At 70.2% G+C, this 25,862-nt stretch carries 24 protein-coding genes; 13 read left to right on the forward strand and 11 right to left on the reverse strand.

Annotated features, from left to right (window positions below; genetic code table 11):
* The first annotated feature begins 167 nt into the window (after window positions 1–167).
* The 3 genes from pknB (at window position 168) to ACYVLP_RS22605 (ending at window position 4,415) form a co-directional block, all read left to right on the forward strand.
* The gene (pknB, locus tag ACYVLP_RS22595; RefSeq protein WP_460629546.1) at window positions 168–1,835 is read left to right on the forward strand and encodes a Stk1 family PASTA domain-containing Ser/Thr kinase; all 1,668 of its coding nucleotides are present in this window, start codon (window positions 168–170) and stop codon (window positions 1,833–1,835) included.
* A gap of 52 nt (window positions 1,836–1,887) precedes the next feature.
* A complete protein-coding gene (locus ACYVLP_RS22600; protein ID WP_460629547.1) occupies window positions 1,888–3,585 on the forward strand; it encodes a DUF885 domain-containing protein in 1,698 nt (565 codons plus the stop codon).
* 110 nt (window positions 3,586–3,695) lie between these two features.
* Window positions 3,696–4,415 carry a Maf family protein gene (locus ACYVLP_RS22605; protein WP_460629548.1) on the forward strand — a complete coding sequence of 240 codons (720 nt, stop codon included), beginning with the start codon at window positions 3,696–3,698 and terminating at the stop codon, window positions 4,413–4,415.
* On the opposite strand, the gene ACYVLP_RS22610 is transcribed toward ACYVLP_RS22605, so the two are convergent.
* The 3 genes from ACYVLP_RS22610 to ACYVLP_RS22620 are packed head-to-tail and all read right to left on the reverse strand — an operon-like array spanning window position 4,406 to window position 8,404.
* Complete coding sequence (locus ACYVLP_RS22610) at window positions 4,406–5,713, reverse strand: hypothetical protein (RefSeq protein ID WP_460629549.1); 1,308 nt, start codon at window positions 5,711–5,713, stop codon at window positions 4,406–4,408. The two genes, ACYVLP_RS22605 and ACYVLP_RS22610, sit on opposite strands and share 10 nt — an antisense overlap.
* Window positions 5,667–7,226 (reverse strand): acyl-CoA carboxylase subunit beta, encoded by a 1,560-nt coding sequence (locus ACYVLP_RS22615; RefSeq protein ID WP_460629550.1) that lies wholly within the window; start codon window positions 7,224–7,226, stop codon window positions 5,667–5,669. Before ACYVLP_RS22615 ends, ACYVLP_RS22610 begins: the two co-directional genes overlap by 47 nt.
* Window positions 7,223–8,404: an acyl-CoA dehydrogenase family protein gene (locus tag ACYVLP_RS22620; protein ID WP_460629551.1), complete on the reverse strand. Its 1,182-nt coding sequence runs from the start codon at window positions 8,402–8,404 to the stop codon at window positions 7,223–7,225. The genes ACYVLP_RS22615 and ACYVLP_RS22620 overlap by 4 nt, the downstream gene beginning before the upstream one ends.
* Before the next feature lie 87 nt (window positions 8,405–8,491).
* Here ACYVLP_RS22620 and ACYVLP_RS22625 point away from each other — a divergent pair, with 87 nt between their 5' ends.
* From ACYVLP_RS22625 to ACYVLP_RS22635, 3 genes are all read left to right on the forward strand, one after another.
* Complete coding sequence (locus tag ACYVLP_RS22625; RefSeq protein ID WP_460629552.1) at window positions 8,492–8,896, forward strand: MerR family transcriptional regulator; 405 nt, start codon at window positions 8,492–8,494, stop codon at window positions 8,894–8,896.
* A gap of 82 nt (window positions 8,897–8,978) precedes the next feature.
* The gene (locus ACYVLP_RS22630; protein WP_460629553.1) at window positions 8,979–9,857 is read left to right on the forward strand and encodes a sulfurtransferase; all 879 of its coding nucleotides are present in this window, start codon (window positions 8,979–8,981) and stop codon (window positions 9,855–9,857) included.
* A 13-nt stretch (window positions 9,858–9,870) separates the two neighbouring features.
* Entirely contained in the window at window positions 9,871–10,326 is a 456-nt protein-coding gene (locus ACYVLP_RS22635; RefSeq protein ID WP_460629554.1) for a SufE family protein, read from the forward strand.
* An 85-nt stretch (window positions 10,327–10,411) separates the two neighbouring features.
* Here ACYVLP_RS22635 and ACYVLP_RS22640 read toward each other — a convergent pair whose 3' ends face one another.
* From ACYVLP_RS22640 to ACYVLP_RS22665, 6 genes are all read right to left on the reverse strand, one after another.
* The gene (locus ACYVLP_RS22640) at window positions 10,412–11,257 is read right to left on the reverse strand and encodes a hypothetical protein (RefSeq protein WP_460629555.1); all 846 of its coding nucleotides are present in this window, start codon (window positions 11,255–11,257) and stop codon (window positions 10,412–10,414) included.
* A 62-nt stretch (window positions 11,258–11,319) separates the two neighbouring features.
* Entirely contained in the window at window positions 11,320–11,922 is a 603-nt protein-coding gene (locus ACYVLP_RS22645) for a DUF6318 family protein (RefSeq protein ID WP_460629556.1), read from the reverse strand.
* A gap of 74 nt (window positions 11,923–11,996) precedes the next feature.
* Window positions 11,997–12,791, reverse strand: a complete 795-nt coding sequence (locus tag ACYVLP_RS22650) for a class I SAM-dependent methyltransferase (RefSeq protein WP_460629557.1) — start codon at window positions 12,789–12,791, stop codon at window positions 11,997–11,999.
* A gap of 2 nt (window positions 12,792–12,793) precedes the next feature.
* Entirely contained in the window at window positions 12,794–13,669 is an 876-nt protein-coding gene (gene kynA / locus ACYVLP_RS22655; RefSeq protein ID WP_460629558.1) for a tryptophan 2,3-dioxygenase, read from the reverse strand.
* A gap of 22 nt (window positions 13,670–13,691) precedes the next feature.
* Window positions 13,692–14,201 (reverse strand): DUF3806 domain-containing protein, encoded by a 510-nt coding sequence (locus ACYVLP_RS22660; RefSeq protein WP_460629559.1) that lies wholly within the window; start codon window positions 14,199–14,201, stop codon window positions 13,692–13,694.
* A 137-nt stretch (window positions 14,202–14,338) separates the two neighbouring features.
* Window positions 14,339–15,181, reverse strand: a complete 843-nt coding sequence (locus ACYVLP_RS22665) for an aldo/keto reductase (protein ID WP_460629560.1) — start codon at window positions 15,179–15,181, stop codon at window positions 14,339–14,341.
* Window positions 15,182–15,297: 116 nt separating this feature from the next.
* Between ACYVLP_RS22665 and ACYVLP_RS22670 the strand changes: the two genes are divergently transcribed.
* Together ACYVLP_RS22670 and ACYVLP_RS22675 are read left to right on the forward strand one after the other, a co-directional pair.
* Complete coding sequence (locus ACYVLP_RS22670; RefSeq protein ID WP_460629561.1) at window positions 15,298–17,073, forward strand: acetyl/propionyl/methylcrotonyl-CoA carboxylase subunit alpha; 1,776 nt, start codon at window positions 15,298–15,300, stop codon at window positions 17,071–17,073.
* A 20-nt stretch (window positions 17,074–17,093) separates the two neighbouring features.
* A complete protein-coding gene (locus ACYVLP_RS22675; protein WP_460629562.1) occupies window positions 17,094–17,384 on the forward strand; it encodes a hypothetical protein in 291 nt (96 codons plus the stop codon).
* 121 nt (window positions 17,385–17,505) lie between these two features.
* Here the strand turns inward: ACYVLP_RS22675 and ACYVLP_RS22680 are convergent, their stop codons facing one another.
* Window positions 17,506–18,918, reverse strand: a complete 1,413-nt coding sequence (locus tag ACYVLP_RS22680; RefSeq protein WP_460629563.1) for an NAD(P)H-quinone dehydrogenase — start codon at window positions 18,916–18,918, stop codon at window positions 17,506–17,508.
* Between the two features lie 52 nt (window positions 18,919–18,970).
* Here ACYVLP_RS22680 and ACYVLP_RS22685 point away from each other — a divergent pair, with 52 nt between their 5' ends.
* Together ACYVLP_RS22685 and ACYVLP_RS22690 are read left to right on the forward strand one after the other, a co-directional pair.
* Complete coding sequence (locus ACYVLP_RS22685) at window positions 18,971–19,810, forward strand: purine-nucleoside phosphorylase (protein WP_460629564.1); 840 nt, start codon at window positions 18,971–18,973, stop codon at window positions 19,808–19,810.
* The gene (locus ACYVLP_RS22690; protein ID WP_460629565.1) at window positions 19,810–21,495 is read left to right on the forward strand and encodes a phospho-sugar mutase; all 1,686 of its coding nucleotides are present in this window, start codon (window positions 19,810–19,812) and stop codon (window positions 21,493–21,495) included. Before ACYVLP_RS22685 ends, ACYVLP_RS22690 begins: the two co-directional genes overlap by 1 nt.
* 27 nt (window positions 21,496–21,522) lie before the next feature.
* Here the strand turns inward: ACYVLP_RS22690 and ACYVLP_RS22695 are convergent, their stop codons facing one another.
* Entirely contained in the window at window positions 21,523–22,239 is a 717-nt protein-coding gene (locus ACYVLP_RS22695; RefSeq protein WP_460629566.1) for a PH domain-containing protein, read from the reverse strand.
* Between the two features lie 170 nt (window positions 22,240–22,409).
* On the opposite strand from ACYVLP_RS22695, the gene deoC reads away from it, so the two are divergent.
* Genes deoC through ACYVLP_RS22710 form a run of 3 tightly spaced genes read left to right on the forward strand, consistent with a single transcriptional unit; the run spans window position 22,410 to window position 25,769 of the window.
* Window positions 22,410–23,396 carry a deoxyribose-phosphate aldolase gene (gene deoC / locus ACYVLP_RS22700; protein ID WP_460629567.1) on the forward strand — a complete coding sequence of 329 codons (987 nt, stop codon included), beginning with the start codon at window positions 22,410–22,412 and terminating at the stop codon, window positions 23,394–23,396.
* 16 nt (window positions 23,397–23,412) lie between these two features.
* Window positions 23,413–24,885, forward strand: coding sequence for an aldehyde dehydrogenase family protein (locus ACYVLP_RS22705; protein ID WP_460629568.1), 1,473 nt, complete (start codon window positions 23,413–23,415; stop codon window positions 24,883–24,885).
* A complete protein-coding gene (locus ACYVLP_RS22710) occupies window positions 24,882–25,769 on the forward strand; it encodes an aldehyde dehydrogenase family protein (protein WP_460629569.1) in 888 nt (295 codons plus the stop codon). The genes ACYVLP_RS22705 and ACYVLP_RS22710 overlap by 4 nt, the downstream gene beginning before the upstream one ends.
* Window positions 25,770–25,862 lie beyond the last annotated feature (93 nt).

Raw genomic sequence — 25,862 nt, forward strand, 5'->3', positions numbered from 1 at the left:
AATTCTCGCCGAGAGGGACGGTGTCGAGGCTTGAAACGTAAACAGCACGCTGCTACGGAGTGTAAGGACCAGATCACGGACCTGTCTGTCGTTCACGCAGAGACGGCAGGCACAAAGCGCCGACGCCATTCGCCGCTGGGGCCTTCGGTCGCCTACTCTCTTACCTCGTGTCCGTCGACCGTTTCGCTGCCACTCGCCTCGCCGAGCGTTACTCCCTGATCGAGCGCATCGCCGCAGGCGGGATGGGCGAGGTGCACCTCGCCCTCGACGAGCGTCTGCAGCGCCAGGTCGCCGTCAAGGTGCTCGCCCGCGCCTTCTCCGACTCTCCCGACTTCATTGAGCGGTTCCGCCGTGAGGCGCTCACCGCCGCGGGGCTCGTCCACCCCAACATCGCACAGGTGTACGACTACGGCATCGACGGCGACTCTCACTTCATCGTCATGGAGTACGTCCCTGGCACCGATCTGGCGCGCCTGCTGCGCGACCACGGCCGGATCGCTCCGGCGGCGGCCGTGGACATCGCCGAGCAGGTGTGCGCCGCGCTCGCGGCTGCCCACCAGGCGGGCGTCGTGCACCGCGACATCAAGCCGAGCAACGTCATCGTGTCGGACGACGGCCGGGTCAAGGTGACCGACTTCGGCATCGCACGCTCGCGCGGCGAGGTGACGCTGACCGAGGCGGGCACCGTCATGGGCACGGCGGCATACATCCCGCCGGAGCAGGCCCAGGGCCGCTCCGCGACGCCGGCATCCGACATCTACTCGCTCGGCATCCTGCTCTTCCAGATGCTGACCGGCGAGCTGCCGTTCTCCGGGGACACCCCGATCGCGATCGCGCTGCGCCATCTCGACGAGCCGGTGCCGCCGCCGAGCTCGAAGGTGAGGGGTCTGCCGGCCGCGCTCGACGAGGTCGTGTTCCGCGCCACCGCCAAGGCACCCGAGGACCGCTACCGCGACGCCGATGCCATGGCTCGCGCGCTGGGCCGCCGGGAGGCGGCCGCGGTGGACGCGACCCGCGCGCTGGCTGTGGGCGCCCAGGCGACGTCCGTGCTCGACGTGCGCGGTCAGCAGCACACCACTGCCTTGCCGGCGACGCCGGAGCCGGCGTATGCCGCAGCTCCCCACGCCGAAGCGGCCCCTCCCGTCCGGCGGCAGCCGACGCGTCGGCGGGTCAACCCGCTGCCGTGGGTGCTTCTGGCGTGCGGCATCGTCCTGGTCCTCGCGCTCGTCGCGATGCTGACCTCCGGCAACGACACGCCGACGGCCAACGCCAACCGACCGTCCGCGACCAAGACCTCGGAGTCCACTCCCACGACGTCGGACGCGACGACCACGGCGCGCCCTGACGGCCGCACGGTGCCGGAGGGCATCGTCGGCATGCAGCGCGACGCCGCGGTCGACGAGCTCATCGGCCTCGGGGTCAACGTGCGCTGGGTCCTCGTGAGGTCCGCCCAGCCCGAGGGCGCGGTCCTGGGCACGGTGCCGGCGCAGGGCGAGCCGATGAAGCGCGGCCAGACCGTCGCCCTCGTCGTGAGCCGCGGCAAGGCCCCGGACCACGTCAACTCGACCTGGGTCGTGCCGGGCGACCTCGTCGGCATGAGCGCCAAGGACGCCGAGGACCGCCTCGGCCACGAGGACGTGCGGGTCACCCGCGTGACCATCCCCACGGGCGGCGACGGCGGCCAGGTGGTGGCGACGTGGCCTGCGGCCGGACAGCCGACGACCGAGGGCGTCGTGGTGCTCGTGGTCTCCGGTGACAGCGGGAGCAAGAGCGACAACAAGGGCCCCGGAAGCAGCGGGAGCGGCACCGGCGGCGACGGCAACAGCAGCGACTGACGGGGCGCAAATCCGGGCGCCCGACGTCAGAGGCGTGGGATACGTTCGGCGGGTGACTGACACGACCGCGCAGACCGCGCGACCCCAGACCGATGTCGACCGCATCGCCGAGAGGTACTTCGACGCCGCTGTCGACCTGAGCCCGATCAACGCCACCTACCTCGGCGTCCCTGGTCGTGACGAGGACCTCGACGACCTGTCGCCCGCGGGCAACGCTGCCCACGCCACGCTGCGCGAGGCCACGCTCGCCGAGCTCGCCACCGCGACGCCCGCCGACGACGTCGACCGAGTCACCGTCGCGGCGATGACCGAGCGCCTCGAGCTCGCCCAGCAGCGGTATGCCGCGGGCCTCGACGAGATGTCGCTCAACGTCATCGCCTCCCCCCTCCAGGGCGTCCGAGACGTCTTCGACCTGATGCCGCAGGACTCCGAGGAGCACTGGCGCACCTTCGCCGTCCGGATGGCCAAGATCCCGGGCGCGCTCGAGGGCTACAAGGAGTCGCTGCTGCTCGCGCGGGAGCGTGGCCAGGTCACGCCCCGGCGTCAGGTCACGGCCTGCGCCGACCAGTCACGCGACCTCGTGGCCGACGACGGGTACTTCGCCAAGGTGGTCGAGGACGCCAAGACCGGCGACGCCCCGCTCGATGGCGAGGTCAAGGGCCAGCTGGCCGAGGCCGCCCGAGCGGCCGCAGCGGCATACTCTGACATCGCTGACTGGCTCGAGCGGGAGCTGCTCCCCCATGCGCCGGAGGCCGACGCGTGCGGTGTCGAGCGCTACGCCTTGGAGTCCCGCTACTTCCTCGGTGCCGCGGTCGACCTCGAGGAGACCTACCGCTGGGGCCAGCAGCAGGTGGCCGACCTGCACGCGCAGATGACGCAGATCGCCGAGGGGCTCGAAGCGGGCGCCTCGGTCGAGCGGGGCGTGGAGATCCTCGACGCCGACGAGCAGTACCAGCTGCACGGCACCGACGCGCTCAAGGCGTGGATGCAGGAGCGTGCCGACGAGGTCATCACGAAGCTCAAGGACGTCCACTTCGACATCCCGGGCCCCGTCCAGAAGATCGAGTGCATGATCGCCCCGACCCAGACCGGCGGCATCTACTACACCGGGCCCTCTGACGACTTCAGCCGGCCTGGCCGCATGTGGTGGTCGGTGCCCAAGGGCAACACCGAGTTCAAGACGTGGAACGAGCTGACGACCGTCTACCACGAAGGCGTCCCCGGCCACCACCTGCAGGTCGCCCAGACCGTCTACCGGTCCAAGCTGCTCAACAAGTGGCGCCGCCTCGAGGCGTGGACCTCGGGCCACGGCGAGGGCTGGGCACTGTACGCCGAGCGTCTCATGGCCGAGCTCGGCTACATGGACGACCCGGGCAACCGGATGGGCTGGCTCGCCGGTCAGTCACTTCGGGCTGCGCGCGTGGTGATCGACATCGGCGTGCACTGTGGCTTCGACGCGCCCGACGAGGTCGGCGGCGGCGCGTGGGACTACGACAAGGCGTGGACGTACCTCACCCGCTACGGCTTCATGGACGAGAAGGTCCTGCGCTTCGAGCTCAACCGGTACCTCGGCTGGCCCGGGCAGGCGCCGGCCTACAAGATCGGCGAACGGCTGTGGCTGCAGCTGCGCGACGAGGTCAAGCAGCGCGAGGGCGACGCGTTCGACCTCAAGGCGTTCCACCGCCGCGCCCTCGACATCGGCGGCGTCGGGCTCGACACCCTGCGCTCCGCGGTGCTCGGGGAGATCTGAGGCCTTCTCCCGTCGAGTGGCCTCGTCGTCACACCAGTCCCACGGCAAGGGCGACCTTCGCTGGAAGAGGTGTGACGACGGGGCCACTCGACGAGCCTTATCATTCCGGAATGCCGTCCACCCCTCTCGCTGGCGCGCCGGCCGTCACCCTCGTCCTCGCGTCCGCCTCTCCCGCCCGGCACAAGACGCTCCTCGCGGCGGGCATCGAGCCTGTCGTCGTGGTCAGCGAGGTCGACGAGGACCTCGCCGTCGCGGAGGCCACCGAGCGCTATGGGCCGCTCGAGCCGGCGGACATCGCCCTGCTCCTCGCGCGGGCCAAGGCCGAGGACGTCGCCCGCCGCAACGAGCTCGCGGCGGTCGTGATCGGCTGCGACTCGGTGCTCGAGCTCGACGGCGAGATGCACGGCAAGCCGGCCGACGCCCGCGAGGCGACGGCCCGCTGGAGGCGGATGCGGGGCCGCTCGGGGGTCCTGCACACGGGCCACTGGCTCGTGGACGAGCGCGGCACCGCCGGCGCGACCCTCGGTGCGACCGCCTCGACGACGGTGCACTTCGCGCGACTCAGCGACGCCGAGATCGACGCGTACGTCGCCACGGGCGAGCCGCTCACCGTCGCGGGCGCCTTCACGATCGACGGGCTGGGCGGTGCGTTCGTGACGGCCGTCGAGGGCGACCACCACAACGTCGTGGGTCTGTCCCTGCCGCTGCTGCGCGACCTGCTCGGCGACGCCGGCATCGAGTGGTTCGACGTGGTCGGCCGCGCCGAGGCTGAGGCGGGGCAGGCCGTGGAGACCGGGCCGGTCACGGCGGAGGCGACGCCTCAGGGATAGAGGTCGTCGGTGAGGTTCTCGATGATGAGGTAGTGCTCGGTCCACCACCACATCTGCAGGGCACCCGCGAGGACCACGACCCCGAGCAGCCAGTAGCGGTAGCGCCGCCACCAGCGCAGCTTGAGGAACCAGGCGATGATCAGCGCCATCGGGAAGGCCAGCAGGCCGTAGCGGATCCGGCTGGGCGTCGTGCTGGTCACCAGGACGATGTATGCCGGGTAGGCGCCCGCCCAGCCCCAGATCTCCGGGCCCCAGCGCCAGGAGTTCTTGGACAGCATGAACCAGGTGAAGCCGGCGATCGCGACCACCCCGAGCACCTGTCCGAGCACGCCCCAGTAGTCGTAGAGCAGGTTCCACCACATGTAGAGCTTGACCTTGGTCTGGATGTTCCAGGCCAGCATCGTGTCGTTGTAGGCGTTGGGGGTGTCCGTCGCGATGGTGACGATGGTCGGCCAGAGCCAGGTCAGGACGGCGGCGTATGCCGCGAGCGCCCCCATGGCGACCCGGAACCGCACCGGGTGCGGGCCTTCGTCGTTGCGCCACCACCGCACGACGGCGTGCGCCACGATCACGGGGGCCATCGCGATGACGACGTTGCGGGTGAGGGCGAGCACGAGCAGCGCGAGCACGACCCACCAGTACTTGCGCTTGCGGAGCAGCCACAGGACGGTGACGACGAGCAGCAGCCCGGTCGACTCGGTGTAGGAGGCCGAGAAGGCCGGCGAGGCGATGTAGAACGAGGTGGCGACGACCGCGACGATGGCCTCCCACCGGCCGACGGCCTGGTCGACGAGCTTGAAGAGCAGGTACATCGCGACGAAGCCGATGAGCGTCGACAACAGGGGCGCGACGACCTCGAAGGGCAGCCCGGTGACCCGCATGATGCCGCCGACGGTCATCGGGAACACCGGGAAGAAGGCCCAGGGGTTCATGTCGACCCCGCCCCAAGGGGCGCGCGGGAGCACGGCCGGGTATCCGTGCTCGGCGATGACGCGGTACCACTGGCCGTCCCAGTTCGTCATGGCGGTGAGGTATCCGGGGGCAGCCGGCGACGGGTAGAAGATGCGGATGTTCTGCGTCCCGATGGGCAGCGCGATCTGGTACTTGGCCAGGTAGCTCGCTGAGATCAGCACGAAGATCCGAGAGACCCCGAACACCGCGAGGGGGAACCAGACGGCGAACCTGAGGTAGAAGGGGGTGCGGGCCTCGACCTCGCGGTCGGGATGCTCGAGGCGGTGACCGAGACGCGACTCAGACCGGCGGGACGGAGCGTCGGCGGTCGCTGAAGTGACGGTCACGCCGGGAAGCATAGGCCAGACGCCTGACGAGGTCAGATCGCAGCTCATCTGCCTCGACGACGGAGTCGAGGACGAGGTCTGCGGCGAGGCGCTCGATGTCGACGTCCTCCTCGTACTCCCGGCGGCGGTCGGCGACGAACTGGGCCTGTTCTGCGGGGTCCTCGATCTCGGCGATCTTGTTGGCGTAGACAGCGTTGACCGCGGCTTCGGGGCCCATGACGGCGATCCGCGCGGTCGGCAGCGCGATCGTGGCGTCCGGGCCGAAGCCCGGCCCGCCCATGGCGTAGAGCCCGGCGCCGTAGGCCTTGCGCACGACGACGCAGACCTGGGGCACCGTTGCTGACGCGACGGCGCTCACCATCTTGGCGCCGTGCCGGATGATGCCGCCGCGCTCGACCTCCGAGCCGATCATGAAGCCGGGGACGTCGGCGAGATAGACCAGCGGGATGTTGAACGCGTCGCAGAGCCAGATGAAGCGGGCAGCCTTGTCGGCGCTGTCGGTGAACAGCACGCCGCCCTTGACGATCGAGTTGTTGGCGACGATCCCGATGCTCTCGCCGTTGAGCCGGCCGAAGCCGATCACGAGCTCACCGGCCCAGAGCGGCTTCAGCTCGAAGAACGAGTCGTCGTCGACGAGGCCGTCGATGACGGCGTGGATGTCGAAGGGGACCGACTCGCGCTCGGGCACGCTCGCGCGGGTGAGCGGCTCGGCGGGCTCCTCGGCGGCATACGTCGGGGGGTGGTCGCGCCAGCTGCCGGGGACGTAGGAGAAGTAGAGCTTGGCGAGCTCGATCGCCTCGGTGTCGTCGTGGGCCAGCAGATCCCCGACGCCTGAGACGGTGCAGTGCATCCGGGCGCCACCCATCTCCTCGAGCGACACCTTTTCGCCGACGACCATCTCCGCCATCCGCGGGCTGCCGAGGTACATCGAGGCGTTGCCCTCGACCATGATGATGAGGTCGCAGAAGCTGGGGATGTACGCGCCGCCGGCAGCGCTCGGCCCGAAGAGGCAGCAGATCTGGGGGACCTTGCCGGACAGCGCGACCTGGTTGTGGAAGATCCGTCCCGCGCCACGCCGTCCGGGGAACATCTCGACCTGGTCGGTGATCCGGGCGCCCGCCGAGTCGACGAACCAGAAGACGGGCAGCTCCTCGCGCAGGGCCATCTCGGTCGCCCGGACGATCTTCTCGACCGTCCGCGCGCCCCAGCTGCCCGCTTTGACGGTCGGATCATTGGCGATGACGATCGCAGGCCGGCCATCGACCGTGCCGCGCCCGGTGACGACGCCGTCGGCGGGCAGTCCGGACGCGAGGGCGTTGGCGTAGCGGCCGTCCTCCACGAAGGAGCCCTCGTCGAAGAGCAGGGCGATGCGGTCGCGGACGTAGATCTTGCCTTGGGCGTCCAGCTTCGCCTGCGCCTTGTCGGGCGCAGTGTCCGAGGCGAGGTATGCCGCCCGGAGCCGTTCGCGGACGTCGGCGACGCGCGGGTCGCCGGCTGGGTCTACGTCGGTCATGACGGGAGGCCGAGCCCTCGGGCGATGAGCATCCGCTGCACCTCGGAGGTGCCCTCGCCGATCTCGAGGATCTTCGCGTCGCGGTAGAAGCGGGCCACCGGGAACTCCTCCATGAAGCCGTTGCCGCCGAAGACCTGGGTGGCGATGCGGGTCGAGGTGACGGCCGCCTCGGTGGCGTAGAGCTTGGCGATGGCCGCGGCGTGCTTGACCTCCTTGACCGACCTGCGGCCGTCGTGCAGCTCGTCCTTGAGCCAAGCGGCCTTGTACGTCAGCAGGCGAGCGCCCTCGACCATCACGGCGAGGTCGGCGAGCTGGAACGAGATCCCCTGGTTGGCGCCGATCGGCCTGCCGAAGGCGGTGCGGGTCTTGGCGTAGTCCGTGGCCAGCTCGAGGCAGGCCTGCGCGCACCCGACGGCGAGCGCAGAGATCGCGATGCGGCCGTCGTCGAGGGTCTTGAGGAACTGCTTGAAGCCCTCCCCCTGCTGCCCGACGAGGTTCTCGACCGGCACGCGACAGTCGGCGAAGGTGAGGCCGTGGGTGTCCGAGGCGTGCCAGCCGAGCTTGTGGTACGCGGGCTCGACGACGAAACCGGGGGTGCCGGCGGGGACGAGGATCGCCGAGATCTGGGCCGAGCCGTCGTCGTTCGTGCCGGTGCGGGCCGTGACGGTGACCACGGAGGTGATGTCGGTGCCCGAGTTGGTGATGAAGGCCTTGGCGCCGTTGATGACCCACTCGTCGCCGTCGCGCGTGGCCCTGGTCCGGGTCGCTGCGGCGTCGGAGCCCGCCTCGGGCTCGGTCAGGCCGAAGCCGGCGAGTGCCCGCCCGGAGACGAGGTCGGGCAGGAACCGCTGCTTCTGCTCGTCGTTGCCGTAGGTGAGGATCGGGTTGATGCCGAGGCCGACGCCCGCGGACAGCGTGATGCCGATCGACTGGTCGACCCGGCCGAGCTCCTCGATCGCGACGCAGAGGCTGGTGAAGTCGCCACCCTCGCCCGCACTGCCGCCGTACTCCGTGGGCACGACGAGGCCGAACAGGCCGAGGTCGCCCATCTTGGGGACGAGGTCCACCGGGAAGTGGGAGGCGGCGTCCCACTTGGCGATGTTGGGCGCGACCTCCTTCTCGGCGAAGTCGCGGACGACCTTGCGGAAGTCCTCGTGGTCCTGGCTGAGCTCGAACATCGATGTCCCCTTGCACACTTGCCGTCCTCACGACCGGCTCGTGAGATGTACTTGACGTTGACGTAAACGTAAAGCACTATCGTCGACATGACAAGTGCGGCCACGACGGAGCAGACGTGGACCATCGCCCAGGTCGCCGAGGAGTTCGGCGTGACCCATCGCACGGTGCGCCACTACGAGGACCTCGGGCTCATCTCCCCCGAGCGGCGCGGCACCCAGCGGGTCTATCACCGGCGCGACCGCACCCGCCTCAACCTCATCCTGCGCGGCAAGCGCCTGGGCTTCCCGCTCGACGAGATCCGCACGATCATCGACCTCTTCGACGCGCCGCGGGGGCGGCGGACCCAGCTCGAGTACGTGCTGGGCCAGATCGACGAGCGTCGATCGGACCTCGAGCAGCGCCTGCGCGACGTCGAGGACGCCATCGCCGAGCTCGGCGACTTCGAGCACCGGTGCCGGCAGGACCTGGCCCGTCTCGACGGACCGGCCTGAGTAGCCGGCTCGAGGCTGCGCCAAACAGAGGGTTATGGACTCCAATAGCGATGCTGACCTGTGAGCGTGAAACGATGGGGTCATGACCGCTGACGACACCAAGATCGCCGAGTACGCCCACCCCGAGCGGCTGGTGACCACCGAGTGGCTGGCTGAGCAGCTCGCCGCCGGTCGGCTCGGAGGCCCTGACGGCATCGTCCTGCTCGAGTCCGACGAGGACGTCCTGCTGTACGACACCGGGCACATCCCGGGCGCGATCAAGGTCGACTGGCATCTCGACCTCAACGACCCGCTGACGCGCGACTACGTGGACGGCGCCGGCTTCGCCAAGGTCATGGGCTCGCGCGGCATCGGCCGCGACACGACCGTCGTGATCTACGGCGACAAGAGCAACTGGTGGGCGGCCTACGCCCTGTGGGTGTTCAGCCTGTTCGGTCACGCAGACGTCCGGCTGCTTGACGGCGGCCGGGCCAAGTGGATCGCCGAGGGTCGGGAGGTGACGCGCGACGTGCCGACTCCGACGTCCGTGGACTACCCGGTGGCCGAGCGCAACGACGCCCCGATCCGGGCATTCCGCGACGAGGTGCTGGCCCATATCGGCAAGCCGATGGTCGACGTCCGCTCTCCCGGCGAGTTCTCGGGCGAGCTGCTGCACATGCCCGACTACCCGCAGGAAGGCGCGATGCGCGGCGGTCACATCCCCGGCGCGAAGTCCGTGCCGTGGGCCCGGGCCGCCAACGAGGACGGCTCGTTCAAGTCGCGCGACGACCTCGAGGCGATCTACCTCACCGAGCAGGGGCTCGCCCCGAGCGACGACGTCGTGGCGTACTGCCGCATCGGCGAGCGGTCGTCACACACGTGGTTCGTGCTGACCTACCTGCTCGGCTTCAACAGCGTGCGCAACTACGACGGCTCCTGGACCGAGTGGGGCAACGCCGTGCGCATGCCGATCGAGAAGTGACCCCGGAGCCCAGATGATCGACGTGACATTGCCTCCCTCGCTGGCCGAGATCGCCGAGGACTTCCAGTCGGCGACGAACGAGCTCAAGCTTCAGCTGCTGCTGGAGTTCAGCGACGAGCTGCCCGCGCTGCCGGAGCGGTATGTCGGTCACCTCGACCAGCTCGAGCGGGTTGACGAGTGCCAGTCGCCGCTGTTCCTCGTGGTCGAGGTGAGCCCGGGTGACTCGCTGGACGACCGGGTGGTGAACATCTTCTTCGACGCACCGCCCGAGGCACCCACGACGCGGGGGTTCGCGGGCATCCTGCACGAGGGTCTCGATGGTCTGAGCGCGTCGGACGTGCTTGCGGTGCCGGACGACGCCCCGATGCGGTTCGGCCTGTCCGAAGCGGTCTCCCCGTTGCGGATGCGCGGCATGGTCGCGATGCTCGGCCGGATCAAGCGCCAGGTGCGCGAGAAGACCGCCGCCTGACGGAGACCTCCGCCTGACGGAGACCCCCGCCTGACGGAGACCCCGCCCGACATTGACCCCCGCCCGACGTTGACCCGCCTCGGACCTAGTGCTGGACGAGGACGGCTCGGGCTTCTCGGACGGTGATAGTCGTGGCGGGTCCGGGGACGGTGACGGTCTGTGGGATGGGGTTCCAGGTGGTGCCGTCGAGGCTGTAGTCGGCGCCGAAGGTGGTGATGACCCGGGTCCGGTAGGTGCCCTTGGCGCGGTAGGCGTGGCGGACATCGCCGTCGGGGTAGGTGCCGCCGGTCGAGGTAGTGGGCCCGTGGGTGGTGCCGTCGCCGAAGTCGTAGCGGAACCCGACCAGGGTGGGGCGGATCCGGACCGGGATGCCTCGCAGCACGGCTTGGTCGGTCTCGCCGGGCTGGTAGCCGGCGGTGCTCCAGTGGACCTGGTAGTAGGTGGGCAGGTTGACCAGGGTGAGGTTGCCGGCCGGTTGGGTATCGACGTGGGGCTGGGCCCAGGGGGTGCGCATGAGCTGGGCGGTGATGTCGGCCATGGTCAGGGTGGGGCGGGCTCCTGGCGCGACGTCGGCGGCGCAGGTGATGCCGACCGACCGCCACGGCTCGACCACGCGACCGGCCTGCGTCGTGCGTCGCCAGATCCGCAGCAACGGCCCGGCCTCGCCCGGTGGACAGTCGCGCAGGGCGTGCGCGCACGACACCTGCTCGGTGACCGTGTCGGGCCGCGCCTCAGGGCAGTCGTTGAGCGAGAGGTACTCGTAGACCGGCGCATCCCCAGCCCGGTCCACCACGACGGTCCCTTGGTCCCCCGGGAACTTCTCAAGCGCGTGCACCTCGTCGCCCGACATGACGTTCACATAGGCGGCGTCCTGAGTCGTCCCGCAGCCGATCCATGTCTTGGAACACGGCGAGCTCGGCGCGTGGGCCATGGACGGCCCTATAGGCCCCGGTGCGAGAGACAGGCTCAGGGCCAATGCCAGTGTGGCCGCGGTCATCGCTCCACCGTCTGCAAACGCGCAACGACCCAGTGCGAATGGCCGTAAAGCAGCGTCATTGCGAAGGTGCCACGGTCGGCAAGCGTGCGCGACGTGCCACTCCCCCACCGGTCCAGGACGGCTACAGAGGCCTGATCGACGGCGACCAGAACCACCCGGCGCTCCGTCACGAACGAGTCCGTGGTGACACTCACAATTCGGATCGTGGGCTTCTCGTGGTGTTGTCCGGAGGCCTTGAGGTCGCGCAGTGATCGCTGCATTGCGACACAGGTCTTGCACTGCTCGCCGAAGAGGCCGTCGACCAACGCTGGATCAGCGGACATGGCAGCCGCATTCAGCGTGTCGAAGAAGTACTGGGCAAATAACTGTGCCGCTCGTTCGGTCTCGGCGCGGGCCGCGGGTGGGATGCGAGCCAGGACCGGATCGGCAGGTGGTGCCGGCGGGCGGGTCGTCGGCGTCTGGGCGGCTGACGTGGCTGCCAGCGCTCCGCTGGTTGTGGCGACTGAATGCGTCGCGACACCCGCGGCGCTCGGACCCGCCGCACGGTCCGCCCCCGCACCGGCGCAGCCCGTGACCAGCCACAGCGCGACAAGGGCCACGAGCCAGGCGCCATACGAATTCGGCGGTCGGCGAGCCTGTCGCGCGTGTGGCTGCATCGATGCCCCTGACTGGTTCACGAACGGGAAACCGCACTCACCCACGGATGATGCCGTTTGCCTACGACTGATGCCGTATCACTATCGTGGCCCATCCACGCATCAGGGTGCGCGCGTTGTCCACAGCCCTCACGGAGCCGGAGCGGCGCGGTGCGTTCAGGCTCGGTGATCCCGAAGCACGGCCTGCCACAGCGGGACGTCGAGCGCGACCAGCTCTTCCAGCTCGAGCGTGCCGGCCGCGAGCATGCGAAGCGTCGCGCGCCCAGCGCGTACGGCGGGCCGGTCACGGCGTCTGAGTCGGTGTTGCTGCGCAGCGCGACCACGAACAGCGTCCCGCCCGGCGCGACCAGGCTCCTGACGGCCGGGACCGCACTCGCCCGTGGCGGGTCCGGCAACGCCTGCAGCGTGAAGATCTCGACGACGAGGTCGAAAGCGCCGACCAGCTCTTCGGGCAGGTCGAGCAGGTCCGCCTGCCGGTACTCGACTGTCGAGCCCGGGTTGCGTTGTGCCGCAAGGCGCACCGCCGTCGGCGACACGTCGAACGCTGTGACCGCGAAGCCCAGCGAGGCGAGGTACTCAGCGTCGGCGCCGAGGCCGCACCCGACCACGACCGCGCGCCGGCCGTGTCCGGAGAGGTCCTGGGATCGAGCCCACTGCTCCAGAACCGGGTTCGGAGTCCGGCGGTCCCAGGGCATCGACACCTCGCCACGCTCGCCCTCGCCGTACAGGCGGTCGAACCACGAGGTCGGCTCGCCGGACTCGATCGCGACCGAGGCGAGCTCGTCCGCCCGCTCGTCCCAGGCGCGCACCATGGTCAGCCGCCGATCCGCGTGCGGACCTCGTAGAGCTCGGGAAAGAAGGTCAGGTCGAGCGCACGTCGCAGGAAGTCGACGCCGGTCGAGCCGCCGGTGCCGGTCTTCTGCCCGATGGTGCGCTGCACGACCTGCAGGTGACGGAAGCGCCACTGCTGGAAGTTGTCCTCGACGTCGACGAGCTCCTCGCACGTCTCGTAGACGCCCCAGTGGTCGTGGGGTGCGGCATACACCTTGGCGAAGACGTCGACGAGCCCCTCGTGGTGCCGGTAGGGCTGCGACCAGTCACGGTCGAGCAGCTCCTGCGGGACGGCATACCCACGCCGCGACAGATAGGCGAGGAACTCGTCGTACAGGCTCGGCTCGTGCAACAGCGCGTCGAGCTCGGCCCGCGCCTTCTCGTCGTGGGAGAACACCGCGACCATGTCGGCGTTCTTGTTGCCGAGCAGGAACTCGACCTCGCGGTACTGCGCCGACTGGAAGCCCGAGCTGGTGGCCAGGAACGGCCGGATCTCGGCGTACTCGCTCGGAGTGAGCGTCGCCAGCACCGACCACTGGTCGGTGAGCGTGTGCTGGATGTGCTTGACCCGAGCCATGCGCTTGAGTGCCGGGGCAAGGTCGTCCTCGCGCAGCAGCCTTCTGGCAGAACGAAGCTCGTGGATGAGCAGCTTGAGCCACAGCTCAGAGGTCTGGTGCTGGATGATGAAGAGCAGCTCGTCATGCTGAGGCGGCTCACTCAGCGGCCGCTGGGCACTGAGCAGGACGTCCAGACAGAGGTAGTCGCCGTACGACATCTTGCGCGTGAAGTCTCGCTCGATCCCGTGCTCCAGCTCCCGCTTGCTCCGCGACTCGGTCCCTTCGCCAACGACACTGTCCATGCTGGCGATCCTAGGCGTCCCGTCAGCGAGGCCGCGGGCGCATGCGGACCAGGTGCGACACGACGCCCGGGATCCACCCCGTCTCACCGCGCATCCAGCGGGCCCCGACGAGGTTGTGCGGGACGATCACCGTCTCGGCGCGCGCGGCCACGAGCCCGAGGTCGGTTCCGAAGACGTCCGTCACGACCGCCCACTCCCGGGCACTGTGCCTGGCCAGGTGCTCCCCGATCGCCATCGCGAACGTGTCCACGAGAACGTCGGGACCCTGCGAGCCGGACTCGTCCGCGACGAAGGCGCGGTAGGCCTCGTCGTAGTGCGCGCCGATCGACTCGAGGTCGTCGACGTCGACGCCCGCGGCTGCCGCCCGGTCCAGGGCTGCCGTGATCCGCCGCCGGTCGTCCTCGCCGACCGGGCTCGACACGGGTCGGCCGGTGAAGTCACTGGCGAGCACGTCGGCGGGGTCTGGCTGGTCGCCCGAGGTGTCGGTCTCCTCGACGGGCGATTCCTTGCTCTTGCGGGAGAACAGGCCCATGTCTCGCAAATCTAGTCAGTGATGCGTCTCAACGGGACCGCCGAAGGCCGGCGACGCCGCAGCGCTGCGACGCCACTGAGCGATCGTGCCGTCGACTGGCTGGCGCGACGTCGCCGCGAGATCGCGACCGGACGGCCTCAGCCGAGCCGGTCCGGGTCCGGGCCGGTGCGGTGCCCGCGGTCGAGCCCGGCGATGGTCGCCAGGTCGTCGTCGTCGAGCGAGAAGCCGAACACATCGAAGTTCTCCTCGATCCGCGCCGGCGTGACCGACCGCGTCAGCACGACGTTGCCGAGCTGCACCTGCCAGCGCAGCGCGACCTGTGCCGGCGAGACGGAGTGCTTCGAGGCGAGGGACACCATCGCCGGGTCTTCGAGCAGGCCGGCCCGCGCGGCGAGCGGGCTCCACGCCTCGGTGACGATGCCGTGCTGGGTGTGGAACGCGCGCAGCTCGCCCTGTTGCAGGTAGGGACTGAGCTCGACCTGGTTCACCGAGGGCAGCACGCCGGTCTCGTCGAGGAGCCGCTGCAGGTGCGGCACCTGGAAGTTGCAGACACCGACGGACCGCACGCGACCGTCGCGCTGGAGGTCGAGCATCGCCTGCCACGCCTCGACGTAGGCGTTCTGCTTCGGCGCTGGCCAGTGGATGAGGAACAGGTCGAGCACCTCGAGGCCGAGGCGGCGCATCGACCCGTCGAAGGCCGCCGGCACCCGCCGGTGGTCGTCGTTCCACACCTTCGAGGTCACGAAGATGTCGTCGCGCGGGATGGCCGTGGCGGCCAGGACCCGGCCGACGCCCTCTTCGTTGCCGTAGAGGCGCGCCGTGTCGATGTGGCGGTAGCCGACGTCCAGCGCGTGCCCGAAGGCGGCGTCGACCTCGCTGTCCGGCACCTCCCACACGCCGAAGCCGACCTGCGGGATGGCTTGGCCTGGGGCGGAGGCATGGCCGAGGGACAGGGTGGCAGCGCGCTCGTGAGTGGACATGGTCCCCACGCTATGCCCGGGCACATCGCAGATGTGCCGGACCTCACTCCGGGAGGGGCCCGAACAAACCTCACAGCCCCGAGTTGACGCTACGTCAGCCCGATAGAGTCCGATCCATGGCATCCATCAGCAAGGTCCTGATCGCAAACCGTGGTGAGATCGCAGTACGCATCGCGCGCGCGTGCAAGGACAGCGGCATCGGCTCGGTCGCGGTGTACGCACAGCCGGATCGGGATGCCTTGCACGTCAAGGTCGCCGACGAGGCGTATGCCCTCGGTGGCTCGACTCCCGGCGACAGCTACCTGCTCCAGGACAAGCTGCTGGAGGTCGCCGAGCAGGCCGGCGCGGACGCGGTCCACCCCGGCTACGGCTTCCTCGCCGAGAACGCCGGCTTCGCCCAGGCCGTCATCGACGCCGGCCTCACCTGGATCGGCCCCGGCCCTCTGGCCATCGACTCCCTCGGCGACAAGGTCAAGGCCCGCCACATCGCCACCAAGGCCGGTGCGCCGCTCGTGCCGGGCACGAAGGACCCGGTCGCCGGTGCCGACGAGGTGGTCGCCTTCGCGCAGGAGCACGGCCTCCCGGTGGCGATCAAGGCGGCATACGGTGGCGGCGGTCGTGGCCTCAAGGTGGCGCGCACGATCGAGGAGATCCCTGACCTCTACGAGTCCGCGGTGCGAGAGGCCGTCACGGCCTTCGGACGCGGCGAGTGTTTCGTCGAGCGGTTCCTGGACCGCCCACGCCACGTCGAGACCCAGTGCCTGGCCGACCAGCACGGCAACGTCGTGGTCGTCTCGACGCGTGACTGCTCCCTCCAGCGCCGCAACCAGAAGCTCGTCGAGGAGGCACCCGCTCCCTTTCTCACCGAGGAGCAGCACGCGGAGCTGCTGCGCGCGAGCAAGGCGATCCTCAAGGAGGCCGGCTATGTCGGCGCCGGCACCTGCGAGTTCCTCGTCGGTCCCGACGGCGACATCAGCTTCCTCGAGGTGAACACCCGCCTGCAGGTCGAGCACCCCGTCACCGAGGAGGTGACCGGCATCGACCTCGTGCGCGAACAGTTCCGCATCGCCAACGGCGAGACGCTCGACTACCCCGACCCGGAGCCGCACGCCCACTCGATCGAGTTCCGGATCAACGGCGAGGACGCCGGCCGCAACTTCCTGCCCGCACCCGGCACCGTCGCCGTCTACCGCACCCCGTCCGGTCCCGGCGTCCGCGTCGACTCCGGCGTCGTCGAGGGCGACGTCATCGGTGGCGCCTTCGACTCCATGCTCGCCAAGCTCATCATCACCGGGCGCACGCGCCAGCAGGCGCTCGAGCGCTCCCGCCGGGCGCTCGCCGAGTTCGAGGTCGAGGGGATGCCGACCGTCCTGCCCTTCCACCGCGCGGTCGTGGCCGACCCGGCGTTCGCCCCCGAGGGCGATGCGCCGTTCCGCATCCACACCCGCTGGATCGAGACGGAATGGGACAACACGATCCCGCCGTATGCCGGTGGGCCGGCTGCCGACGGCGCCGAGCCCGAGGAGCGCCAGAAGGTCGTCGTCGAGGTCGGCGGCAAGCGCATCGAGGTGTCCCTACCGGGTGGGCTCGCCCTGGGTGGCGGATCCGCGGCCACGACGCGCAAGAAGGCGCCGAAGCGGTCCGGCGGGGGCAAGGCCGGTGCGGCGACGTCGGGCGACTCGCTCACCGCGCCCATGCAGGGCACGATCGTCAAGCTCGCGGTCACCGACGGCGCCACAGTAGCGGCCGGTGACCTCGTCATCGTGCTCGAGGCGATGAAGATGGAGCAGCCGATCAACGCCCACAAGGCCGGTGTCGTCACGGGCCTGTCGGCGAAGGTCGGCGAGACCGTGACATCAGGTGCAGTCCTGGCCGAGATCAAGGACGCCTGAGCCTCTGGCACACTGCATGGGTGTTTGCGAACCTGGCCAGTGCGACCGGCAGCCCGACGACGTTCACGTGGGCCAACATCATCATCCTGCTGGCCGCTGTAGTGATCTTGTACCCGCTGCAGAAGTGGCTGCGCGGAAGCGTCTCCAAGCGTCGTAAGGAGCGCTGGGCCGAGGAGGATCGGCAGGCGCAGGAGCGGATGCGCCTCCAGGAAGAGCAGCAGGCTCAGCAGGGTCCGGCGACGGGCTCGTCCGCGGACCCGTCCAGCGGCCAGGCGACCGGGCCCGAGGATCGTCCGGACGACGGCTCCTGAACGGCCCCGGGCATCGCTCCCAGCAGGCCGCTCTCAGGGTTGTCGGTCGTGGTGTCGCCACCCTGTGCGTTGCTCCACCCCGTGGACCAACGCACATGCCGCGCCCGGGATGTAGGACGCCTCAGTCGGCCTGGTGCAGCTGCCGGGCCGCTTCGGCGATCGAGCCGGACAGCGACGGGTACACCGTGATGGTCGAGGACACCTGGTCGACGCTGAGCCGGTTCTGCACAGCCAGGGCCACCGGGTAGACGAGCTCAGAAGCCTTGGGCGCCACGACGACGCCACCGAGGACGGTCCCGTAGCCCTTGCGGCAGAAGAGCTTCACGAAGCCGTCGGTGATGCCCTGCATCTTTGCGCGCGGGTTGCGGGCCAGCGGCAGCATGACCGACTCGACGTCGGCTGACTCGTCGGCGGCCCGCTGGGAGATGCCGACCGTGGCGATCTCGGGCTCCGTGAAGATGTTCGCCGCCACACCCCTGACGTTGAGCGGGTTCACCGCGTCGCCGAGTGCGTGCCACATGGCGATCCGGCCCTGCATCGCGGCGACCGAGGCAAGGGGCAGCACACCCGTGCAGTCGCCGGCCGCATACACCCCGCCGATGTTGGTGCGCGACACGCGGTCGACCTGGATGTGCCCCGCGGGGCCGAGCTCGATCCCGAGCTCCTCGAGCCCGAGGCCCTGGGTCTGCGGCACCGAACCGACGGCAAGCAGGGCGTGGCTGCCCTCGACCGTGCGCCCGTCCTCAAGCGTCACGACGACGCCGTGCTCGGACCGGGTGACGCTCGCAGCGCGTGACTTGCTGAGCACCTCCATCCCGCGCTTGCGGAAGACGTCCTCGATGACCGAGGCCGCATCGGCGTCCTCGCCTGGCAGCACGCGGTCGCGCGACGAGACGAGGACGACCTGCGAGCCGAGACCGAGGTACGCCTGCGCGAGCTCGGCGCCCGTGACGCCGGAGCCGATGACGATGATCCGCTCGGGCAGCTCGTCGAGCGAGTAGATCTGCTGCCACGTGAGGATCCGCTCGCCGTCGGGCTGAGCCGTCTGCATGACCCTCGGCGTCGCCCCGGTGGCGACCAGGATCACGTCGGCGGACAGCTCGGCAGTCCTGCCGTCGGCAAGGTCCGCCATCACGAGCTCCCGCGTGGCGATGCGTGCCCGCCCACGCAGCACGGTCACGCCGACCTGCTCGAGACTGGTCTGGATATCAGCGCTCTGGGCGGCTGCGAGCGCCAGGATGCGCCCGTTGACCGTCCGGGCCTCGACGACCGCATCGGACACCTGGTCGCCTTCGTCGTCCTGAAGCCGCACCCCGAGTCCCGAGGCCACTTCGAAGTCGGACATGTAGTCGGCCGTGGCGATCAGCGCCTTGCTCGGGACGCAGTCGGTGAGCACCGCCGCTCCCCCGACCCCGTCCTTCTCGACGATCGTGACCTGCGCCCCGAGCTGGGCGGCCACGAGCGCCGCCTCATAGCCGCCCGGGCCGCCGCCGATGATGACAACGGATGTCTCACGCGTGATCACGGAGACCATCCAACCATCCCGGCGATGCCTGCTCCGGGCGGTAGTACGGCGGCTAGAGTCCATGTCCGTGACCAGTTCTGCGGCTGACCTCCGCGACCCTGCCACCGACCCCTTCGACGTTGCGGCCCAGGCTGCCGCCGTCATCGCGGAACGCACCGGCGTCGAGCGACATGACGTCGCCCTCGTGCTGGGCTCCGGCTGGGGCCAGACCGCCGACCTGATCGGCGAGACGCTCGCGACCGTCGACAACGCGGACGTGCCCGGTTTCCACAAGGCCGCGGTCGCCGGCCATGCCGGCAGCATGCGCTCGGTGGCCATCGGCGACACCGGGCGGCGAGCGCTGGTCTTCGGGACGCGGACGCACTTCTACGAGGGGCGCGGCGTCCGGTCGGTCGTGCACGGTGTGCGCACCGCCAAGGCCGCGGGCTGCTCCACGATCGTGCTCACGAACGGGTGCGGAGGCCTCAACCCGGCCTGGGGCCCCGGCACACCCGTGCTGATCCGCGACCACATCAACCTCACGGCACACTCCCCCATCGAGGGCGCGAACTTCGTCGACCTCACGGACCTCTACACCCCTCGCCTCCGGGCGCTGGCGCGGGAGGTCGACCCGGGGCTCGACGAAGGCGTGTATGTCCAGTTCCGGGGGCCGCACTACGAGACACCCGCGGAGGTGCAGATGGCCAAGGCCATCGGCGGGGACCTCGTCGGGATGTCGACGACGCTGGAGGCGATCGCGGCCCGGCAGTCTGGCCTCGACGTGCTCGGCATCTCCCTCGTCACCAACCTGGCCGCCGGGATCTCCGACACGCCTCTGTCGCACGAGGAGGTCCTCGAGGCCGGTCAGGCTGCAGCCGAGCGGTGCGGGCGGCTCCTGGCGGCTGTGGTGGGGCGGATCTGATGACCGCCACCGACTCCACCGAGACCCTGTACGCCGCCGCCCGAGCCTGGCGCGACGACGACCCCGACTCCACCACGCGCGAGGAGCTGGACGCCCTCCTGACGTCGGCCGTCGACGGCGACGAGTCCGCGCGCGCCGACCTCGCCGACCGCTTCTCCGGGATGCTGGAGTTCGGCACCGCCGGACTCCGCGGCGCCCTGGGTGCCGGACCCAACCGGATGAACCGCAGCGTGGTGATCCGAGCGGCTGCTGGCCTGACGGCATATCTCAAGGCTGAGGGGGACGTCGGCGACAGTCCTTGTGTCGTCATCGGTTTCGACGCTCGCTACAACTCCGACGTGTTCGCGCGCGACACTGCGGCGGTCGTGGTCGGCGCCGGAGGGCGTGCGCTGCTGCTGCCTCAGCCGCTGCCCACGCCCGTCCTGGCGTTCGCGATCCGCCACCTCGGCGCCGACGCGGGTGTCATGGTGACCGCCAGCCACAACCCACCGCAGGACAACGGCTACAAGGTGTATCTCGGCGACGGGAGCCAGATCGTCCCGCCGGCCGATGCGGACATCGCCGCACACATCGCCCGCGTCGACCGGGTCGCGGACGTGCCACGAGCCGCCGATGGCTGGGAGGTCCTCGGCGACCGGCTTTTCGAGGACTACATCGACGCGGTCGTCACCGTGGTCGATCCCGCATCGCCGCGCGACCTCGACTGCGTGCACACCAGCCTGCACGGCGTTGGTCACGGCACCGTCCACGCTGCATTCGTCAGAGCCGGCTTCCCGGCGCCGACACCGGTCGACGCGCAGGCCGTGCCCGACCCCGACTTCCCGACCGTCGCGTTCCCCAACCCGGAGGAGAAGGGCGCTATCGACCTGGCGCTCGGTCAGGCCCGGTCGATGGGGTGCGACATCGTCATCGCCAACGACCCCGACGCCGACCGGTGCGCCGCGGCGGTCCGTGACCCCGCCATCGGCGACTGGCGGATGCTGCGCGGCGACGAGGTCGGAGCGCTGCTCGGGGCGCACATCGTGCGGCGCGGCATCAGGCCCGACGACGTCTTCGCCTGCTCGATCGTGTCGTCCCGGCTGCTCGCGTCCATCGCCCGCGCGGCCGGCATCGCCCACGTGGAGACGCTCACCGGCTTCAAGTGGATCTCCCGTGTGCCGGGGCTGCGCTTCGGCTACGAGGAGGCCCTCGGCTACTGCGTCGCGCCGCACCTGGTGCGCGACAAGGACGGCGTCAGCGCGGCCCTGTTGCTCGCGGAGCTGACCGCGACCCTGAAGGCGGAGGGCCGCCTGCTCACCGACCTGCTCGACGACCTCGCCGTCGAGCATGGCGTCCACGCCACCGACTCCTTCTCGGTGCGGGTGTCCGACCTCGCCCAGATCGATCCCCTGATGGCCCGGCTGCGTGCCGACGTGCCGACACAGGTCGCGGGAGTCGCCGTCGACCGGGTCGACGACCTGGCTCTCGGCGAGGGTGGGCTACCGCCGACCGATGGCCTGCGCTACCACCTCGCCGACGACTCACGGGTCATCGTCCGGCCGAGCGGCACCGAGCCCAAGGTCAAGATCTACCTCGAGGTCATCGAGCCGGTCCCGGACGCGTCGGGCCTCGCGGCGTCGCGCGCGGCCGCGCAGGCCCGGATGGACGGCATACGCACCGACTTCGAGCGGCTCACCGCGCTCTGACGCCTCCTGTCGAGCTCGGGCGCCCGGTCAGACGACGAAGGTGCCGATGACGAAGAAGGCCACTGCCGCAAGGAGGAGGCCCACGGCGACCGGGTCCCAGTGCTGGACCGCGATCCGTGGAGTGCGCCCATCCTTGCGCCGGCGGTCGGCTGCCATCCGCTCCTCGACCTCCGCAGCAACCAGCTGCGCGTCCAGCTTCGGCTTCTTGGGCTCGGCATCGGCGGCGGACTTCTGCTTGAGGCGGTTGGTCGGGATCGTGAGCAGCTGCCTGCCGTGCCTCGGGCGCCCAGGATCGGCGGGCACGCCCCACGCGGTGTAGCGCTTCCCGTCGGAGAAGAGCTCGAGCGTCCAGCGGGACCGCACCTCGGAGATCGCAGGCCAGGTGAGGTCGACGACGCGCATCGGGTTGACGAGGCGAATGCCCTCCGCGTGGATGACCGCGCACGGGCGGTAGACGAAGAGCCACAGCAGGACGAGCCCGAGCACGATGGAGGAGATCAGCGTCCAGCTGCGCTGCGACGTGCCGACGGCGGGGACCAGCAGGGCCAGCCCGACGATCCCGCCCGCAACGCTGATCCCGACGGCCGAGCCGGGCCGCAACGTCCGGGCGTCGCGCAGGTCGCGCCTGCGGCCGAGCCCCGAGGCGAGGGCCGAGCTCGGGGCGCCGGCTGTGCTCGCGGCATCCGCTGCTTTGGCGGCGTTCCTGGCGTCGTCGGACGGCTGGTCGGTGGCGTCCTGGCTCACTGTGGGGGTCCTCCTGCTGCGTCGGGTCGCCGTGCGCGACGCCGCACCTCGACTCTCTCACGGCGCCTGCATGATGACATCGCCGGGCGGCCAGCGTATGCCGGGTCGGTGCCTCTGCGGGGCGCCTGGAGCCGCCACGGGCCGTCTCATTCCGTGGATAGACTCGGCGGGTGACAGTAAGCACCACGACGCGCACGGCGCAGGAACTGACCGCCCACGCGCGCGACGTCCTGGGTGTGTCGCGGCTGACGAACCACGCGCTCACCGCGTGGGTCCACGGGCTGCCGGGAGTCGACCAGGTCGGCTGCGAGGCCCGCGCCGCGTCCCTTGGCACCCGCTCCATCAAGACGACGAGCAAGGCATGGGCGATCGACACCGCCATCGGGATGATCGACCTCACGACGCTCGAGGGCGCCGACACGCCCGGCAAGGTGCGCTCGCTGTGCGCCAAGGCGCTCGTGCCCGACCCGCTCGACGCGACGACCCCGAGACCCGCTGCGGTCTGTGTCTACGGCGACATGGTCGCAACCGCGAAGGAAGCCTTGGGCGACAGCGGGATTCACGTCGCCGCGGTCGCGACGGCGTTCCCCTCGGGACGCGCGAGCATGCCGGTGAAGATCGCCGACACGCGAGACGCTGTCGCTGCAGGAGCCGACGAGATCGACATGGTTATCGACCGCGGAGCCTTTCTCGCCGGCGACTACCTGACGGTCTTCAACCAGATCGCCGAGGTCAAGCAGGCGTGCGGCGACGTGCACCTCAAGGTGATCATGGAGACCGGCGAGCTCGTCACGCACGACAACGTCCGCCGTGCGTCCTACCTGTCCATGCTCGCGGGCGGTGACTTCATCAAGACCTCCACGGGCAAGGTCCAGCCGGCCGCGACGCTCCCGGTCACCCTGGTCATGCTCGAGGCGGTCCGCGACTGGCGCGAGCTCACGGGCGTGCAGGTCGGCGTCAAGCCCGCCGGAGGCATCCGCACCGCGAAGGACGCGATCAAGTACCTCGTCATGGTCAGCGAGATCGCGGGCGACGACTGGATGTCGCCGGACTGGTTCCGCTTCGGCGCATCGAGCCTGCTCAACGACCTTCTCCTGCAACGGCAGAAGCTCGCGACGGGCGCCTACTCCGGTGCCGACTACGTGACGATCGACTGACCGACGAAGGAACATCATGCCCACGTTCGAGTACGCCCCTGCGCCCGAGTCGCGCGCCATCGTCACCATCGAGAAGTCGTACGGCCTCTTCGTCGACGGCGCTTTCACCCGCCCCAAGGCGACGTTCGCGACGGTCAACCCCGCCGACGAGACGGTCCTGGCCGAGGTCAGCCAGGCCGGTCCCAAGGACGTCGACCGGGCGGTCGCTGCCGCGCGCCGCGCCTTCGAAGGTGTCTGGGGGAAGATGAGCGGCGCCGAGCGCGGAAAGTACCTCTTTCGCATCGCTCGCATCCTGCAGGAGCGGTCGCGCGAGTTCGCGGTCCTCGAGACCCTCGACAACGGCAAGCCGATCAAGGAGACGCGCGACGTCGACGTCCCGATCGCCGCGGCGCACTTCTTCTACCACGCGGGCTGGGCCGACAAGCTGGAGTATGCCGGCCTGTCGCCTTCCGGGGCCGAGGCGCCCCGCCCGCACGGCGTGGTCGCACAGGTCATCCCGTGGAACTTCCCGCTGCTGATGCTGGCCTGGAAGATCGCGCCGGCCCTGGCGACCGGAAACACGGTGGTGCTCAAGCCTGCCGAGACGACGCCGTTGTCAGCTCTGCTCTTCGCCGAGGTGTGTCAGCAGGCCGAGCTCCCGCCGGGCGTGGTCAACATCGTCACTGGCGACGGCCGGACTGGCCAGGCCCTCGTCGAGCACCCCGACGTCGACAAGATCGCGTTCACCGGCTCGACCGAGGTCGGCAAGCTCATCGCCCGCTCGATCGCGGGCACGAGGAAGAAGGCGACGCTCGAGCTCGGCGGCAAGGCGGCGAACATCATCTTCGACGACGCCCCGGTGGACCAGGCGGTCGAGGGCATCGTCAACGGCATCTTCTTCAACCAGGGCCAGGTCTGCTGCGCCGGGTCGCGCCTGCTCGTGCAGGAGAGCGTCCACGACGACGTCGTCGCCCGCCTCAAGCGCCGACTCGGCACCCTGCGGGTCGGCGACCCGATGGACAAGAACAGCGACCTCGGCGCGATCAACAGCAAGGCGCAGCTCGACCGCATCACCTCGCTCGTCGAGGCCGGCGTGGCCGAGGGGGCGGACCGCTGGAGCCCGGAGTGCACCCTGCCCGCGAAGGGCTACTGGTTCCCGCCGACCGTCCTGACCGGGGTGTCGCAGACCCACCGCGTCGCGACGGAGGAGATCTTCGGGCCGGTCCTGTCGGTCCTGACCTTCCGCACGCCTCAGGAGGCGGTCGCGAAGGCCAACAACACGGCATACGGCCTCTCGGCAGGCGTCTGGACCGAGAAGGGATCCCGGATCCTCTGGATGGCCGACCAGCTGCGTGCCGGTGTGGTCTGGGCCAACACCTTCAACCGCTTCGACCCGACGTCGCCGTTCGGCGGCTACAAGGAGTCCGGCTACGGCCGCGAAGGCGGCCGGCATGGCCTCGAAGCCTATGTCACCACCAGCCCTGCGAGCTTGACTGGAGCCACCCGATGACGCGCCTCGACGTCCGCAAGACGTACAAGCTCTACATCGGGGGCAAGTTCCCCCGGAGCGAGTCCGGGCGGTCTTACGAGGTGGTATCCGCCAAGGGCGAGTTCCTCGCCAACGCCTCCCTCGGCTCCCGCAAGGACATCCGAGACGCCGTCGTCGCAGCACGCTCCGCCCTGGCCGGCTGGTCCGGTGCGACGCCGTACAACCGCGGCCAGGTGCTCTACCGAGCCGCCGAGGTGCTGGAGGGCCGCCGGGCCCAGTTCGTCGACGAGGTGAGCGCCGGCGAGGGCCTCACGGTCCGCGCTGCATCCGCTGTCGTCGACGCGACCGTCGACCGGCTGGTCTGGTATGCCGGGTGGACCGACAAGATCGCCCAGGTCCTCGGCAACCTCAACCCGGTCGCCGGCCCCTTCTTCAACGTGTCTGCGCCGGAGCCCACGGGCGTCGTGGGCGTCCTTGCCCCGCAGGCGAGCTCGCTGCTCGGGCTGGTATCCGTCGTCGCCCCGGTGATCGCGTCGGGTAACACCGCGGTGGTCGTCTCGTCGACCGACCGTCCCCTGCCGGCGGTGACGTTCGGCGAGGTGCTCGCGACGTCCGACGTGCCGGGCGGCGTGGTCAACATCGTGACGGCGCGCACGGCCGAGGTCGCGTCGTGGCTGGCCGCACACCGGGACGTCAACGCCATCGACCTCACCGGGGTCGCCGGCGCCGAGGGCGTCGACTGGGCCGGTCTCGAGGCGGACGCGGCCGGCAACCTCAAGCGGGTCTACCGCCCGGCCCTGGCCGACGGCACCCCGGTCGAGCCGGACTGGACCGCCGACCCGGGCCTCGGCCGGATCCGTGCCTTCGTCGAGACGAAGACGGTCTGGCACCCCAAGGGTCTCTGAGCAGCGGGCACGGGCTCGACCGTTGGGATCCGCCGACACCACCCCACCGGGCAGTCGCCCTCCCGGCCGTCCAGCACCCCACGGACGCCACCG

This window comes from Intrasporangium mesophilum, from assembly GCF_054783095.1.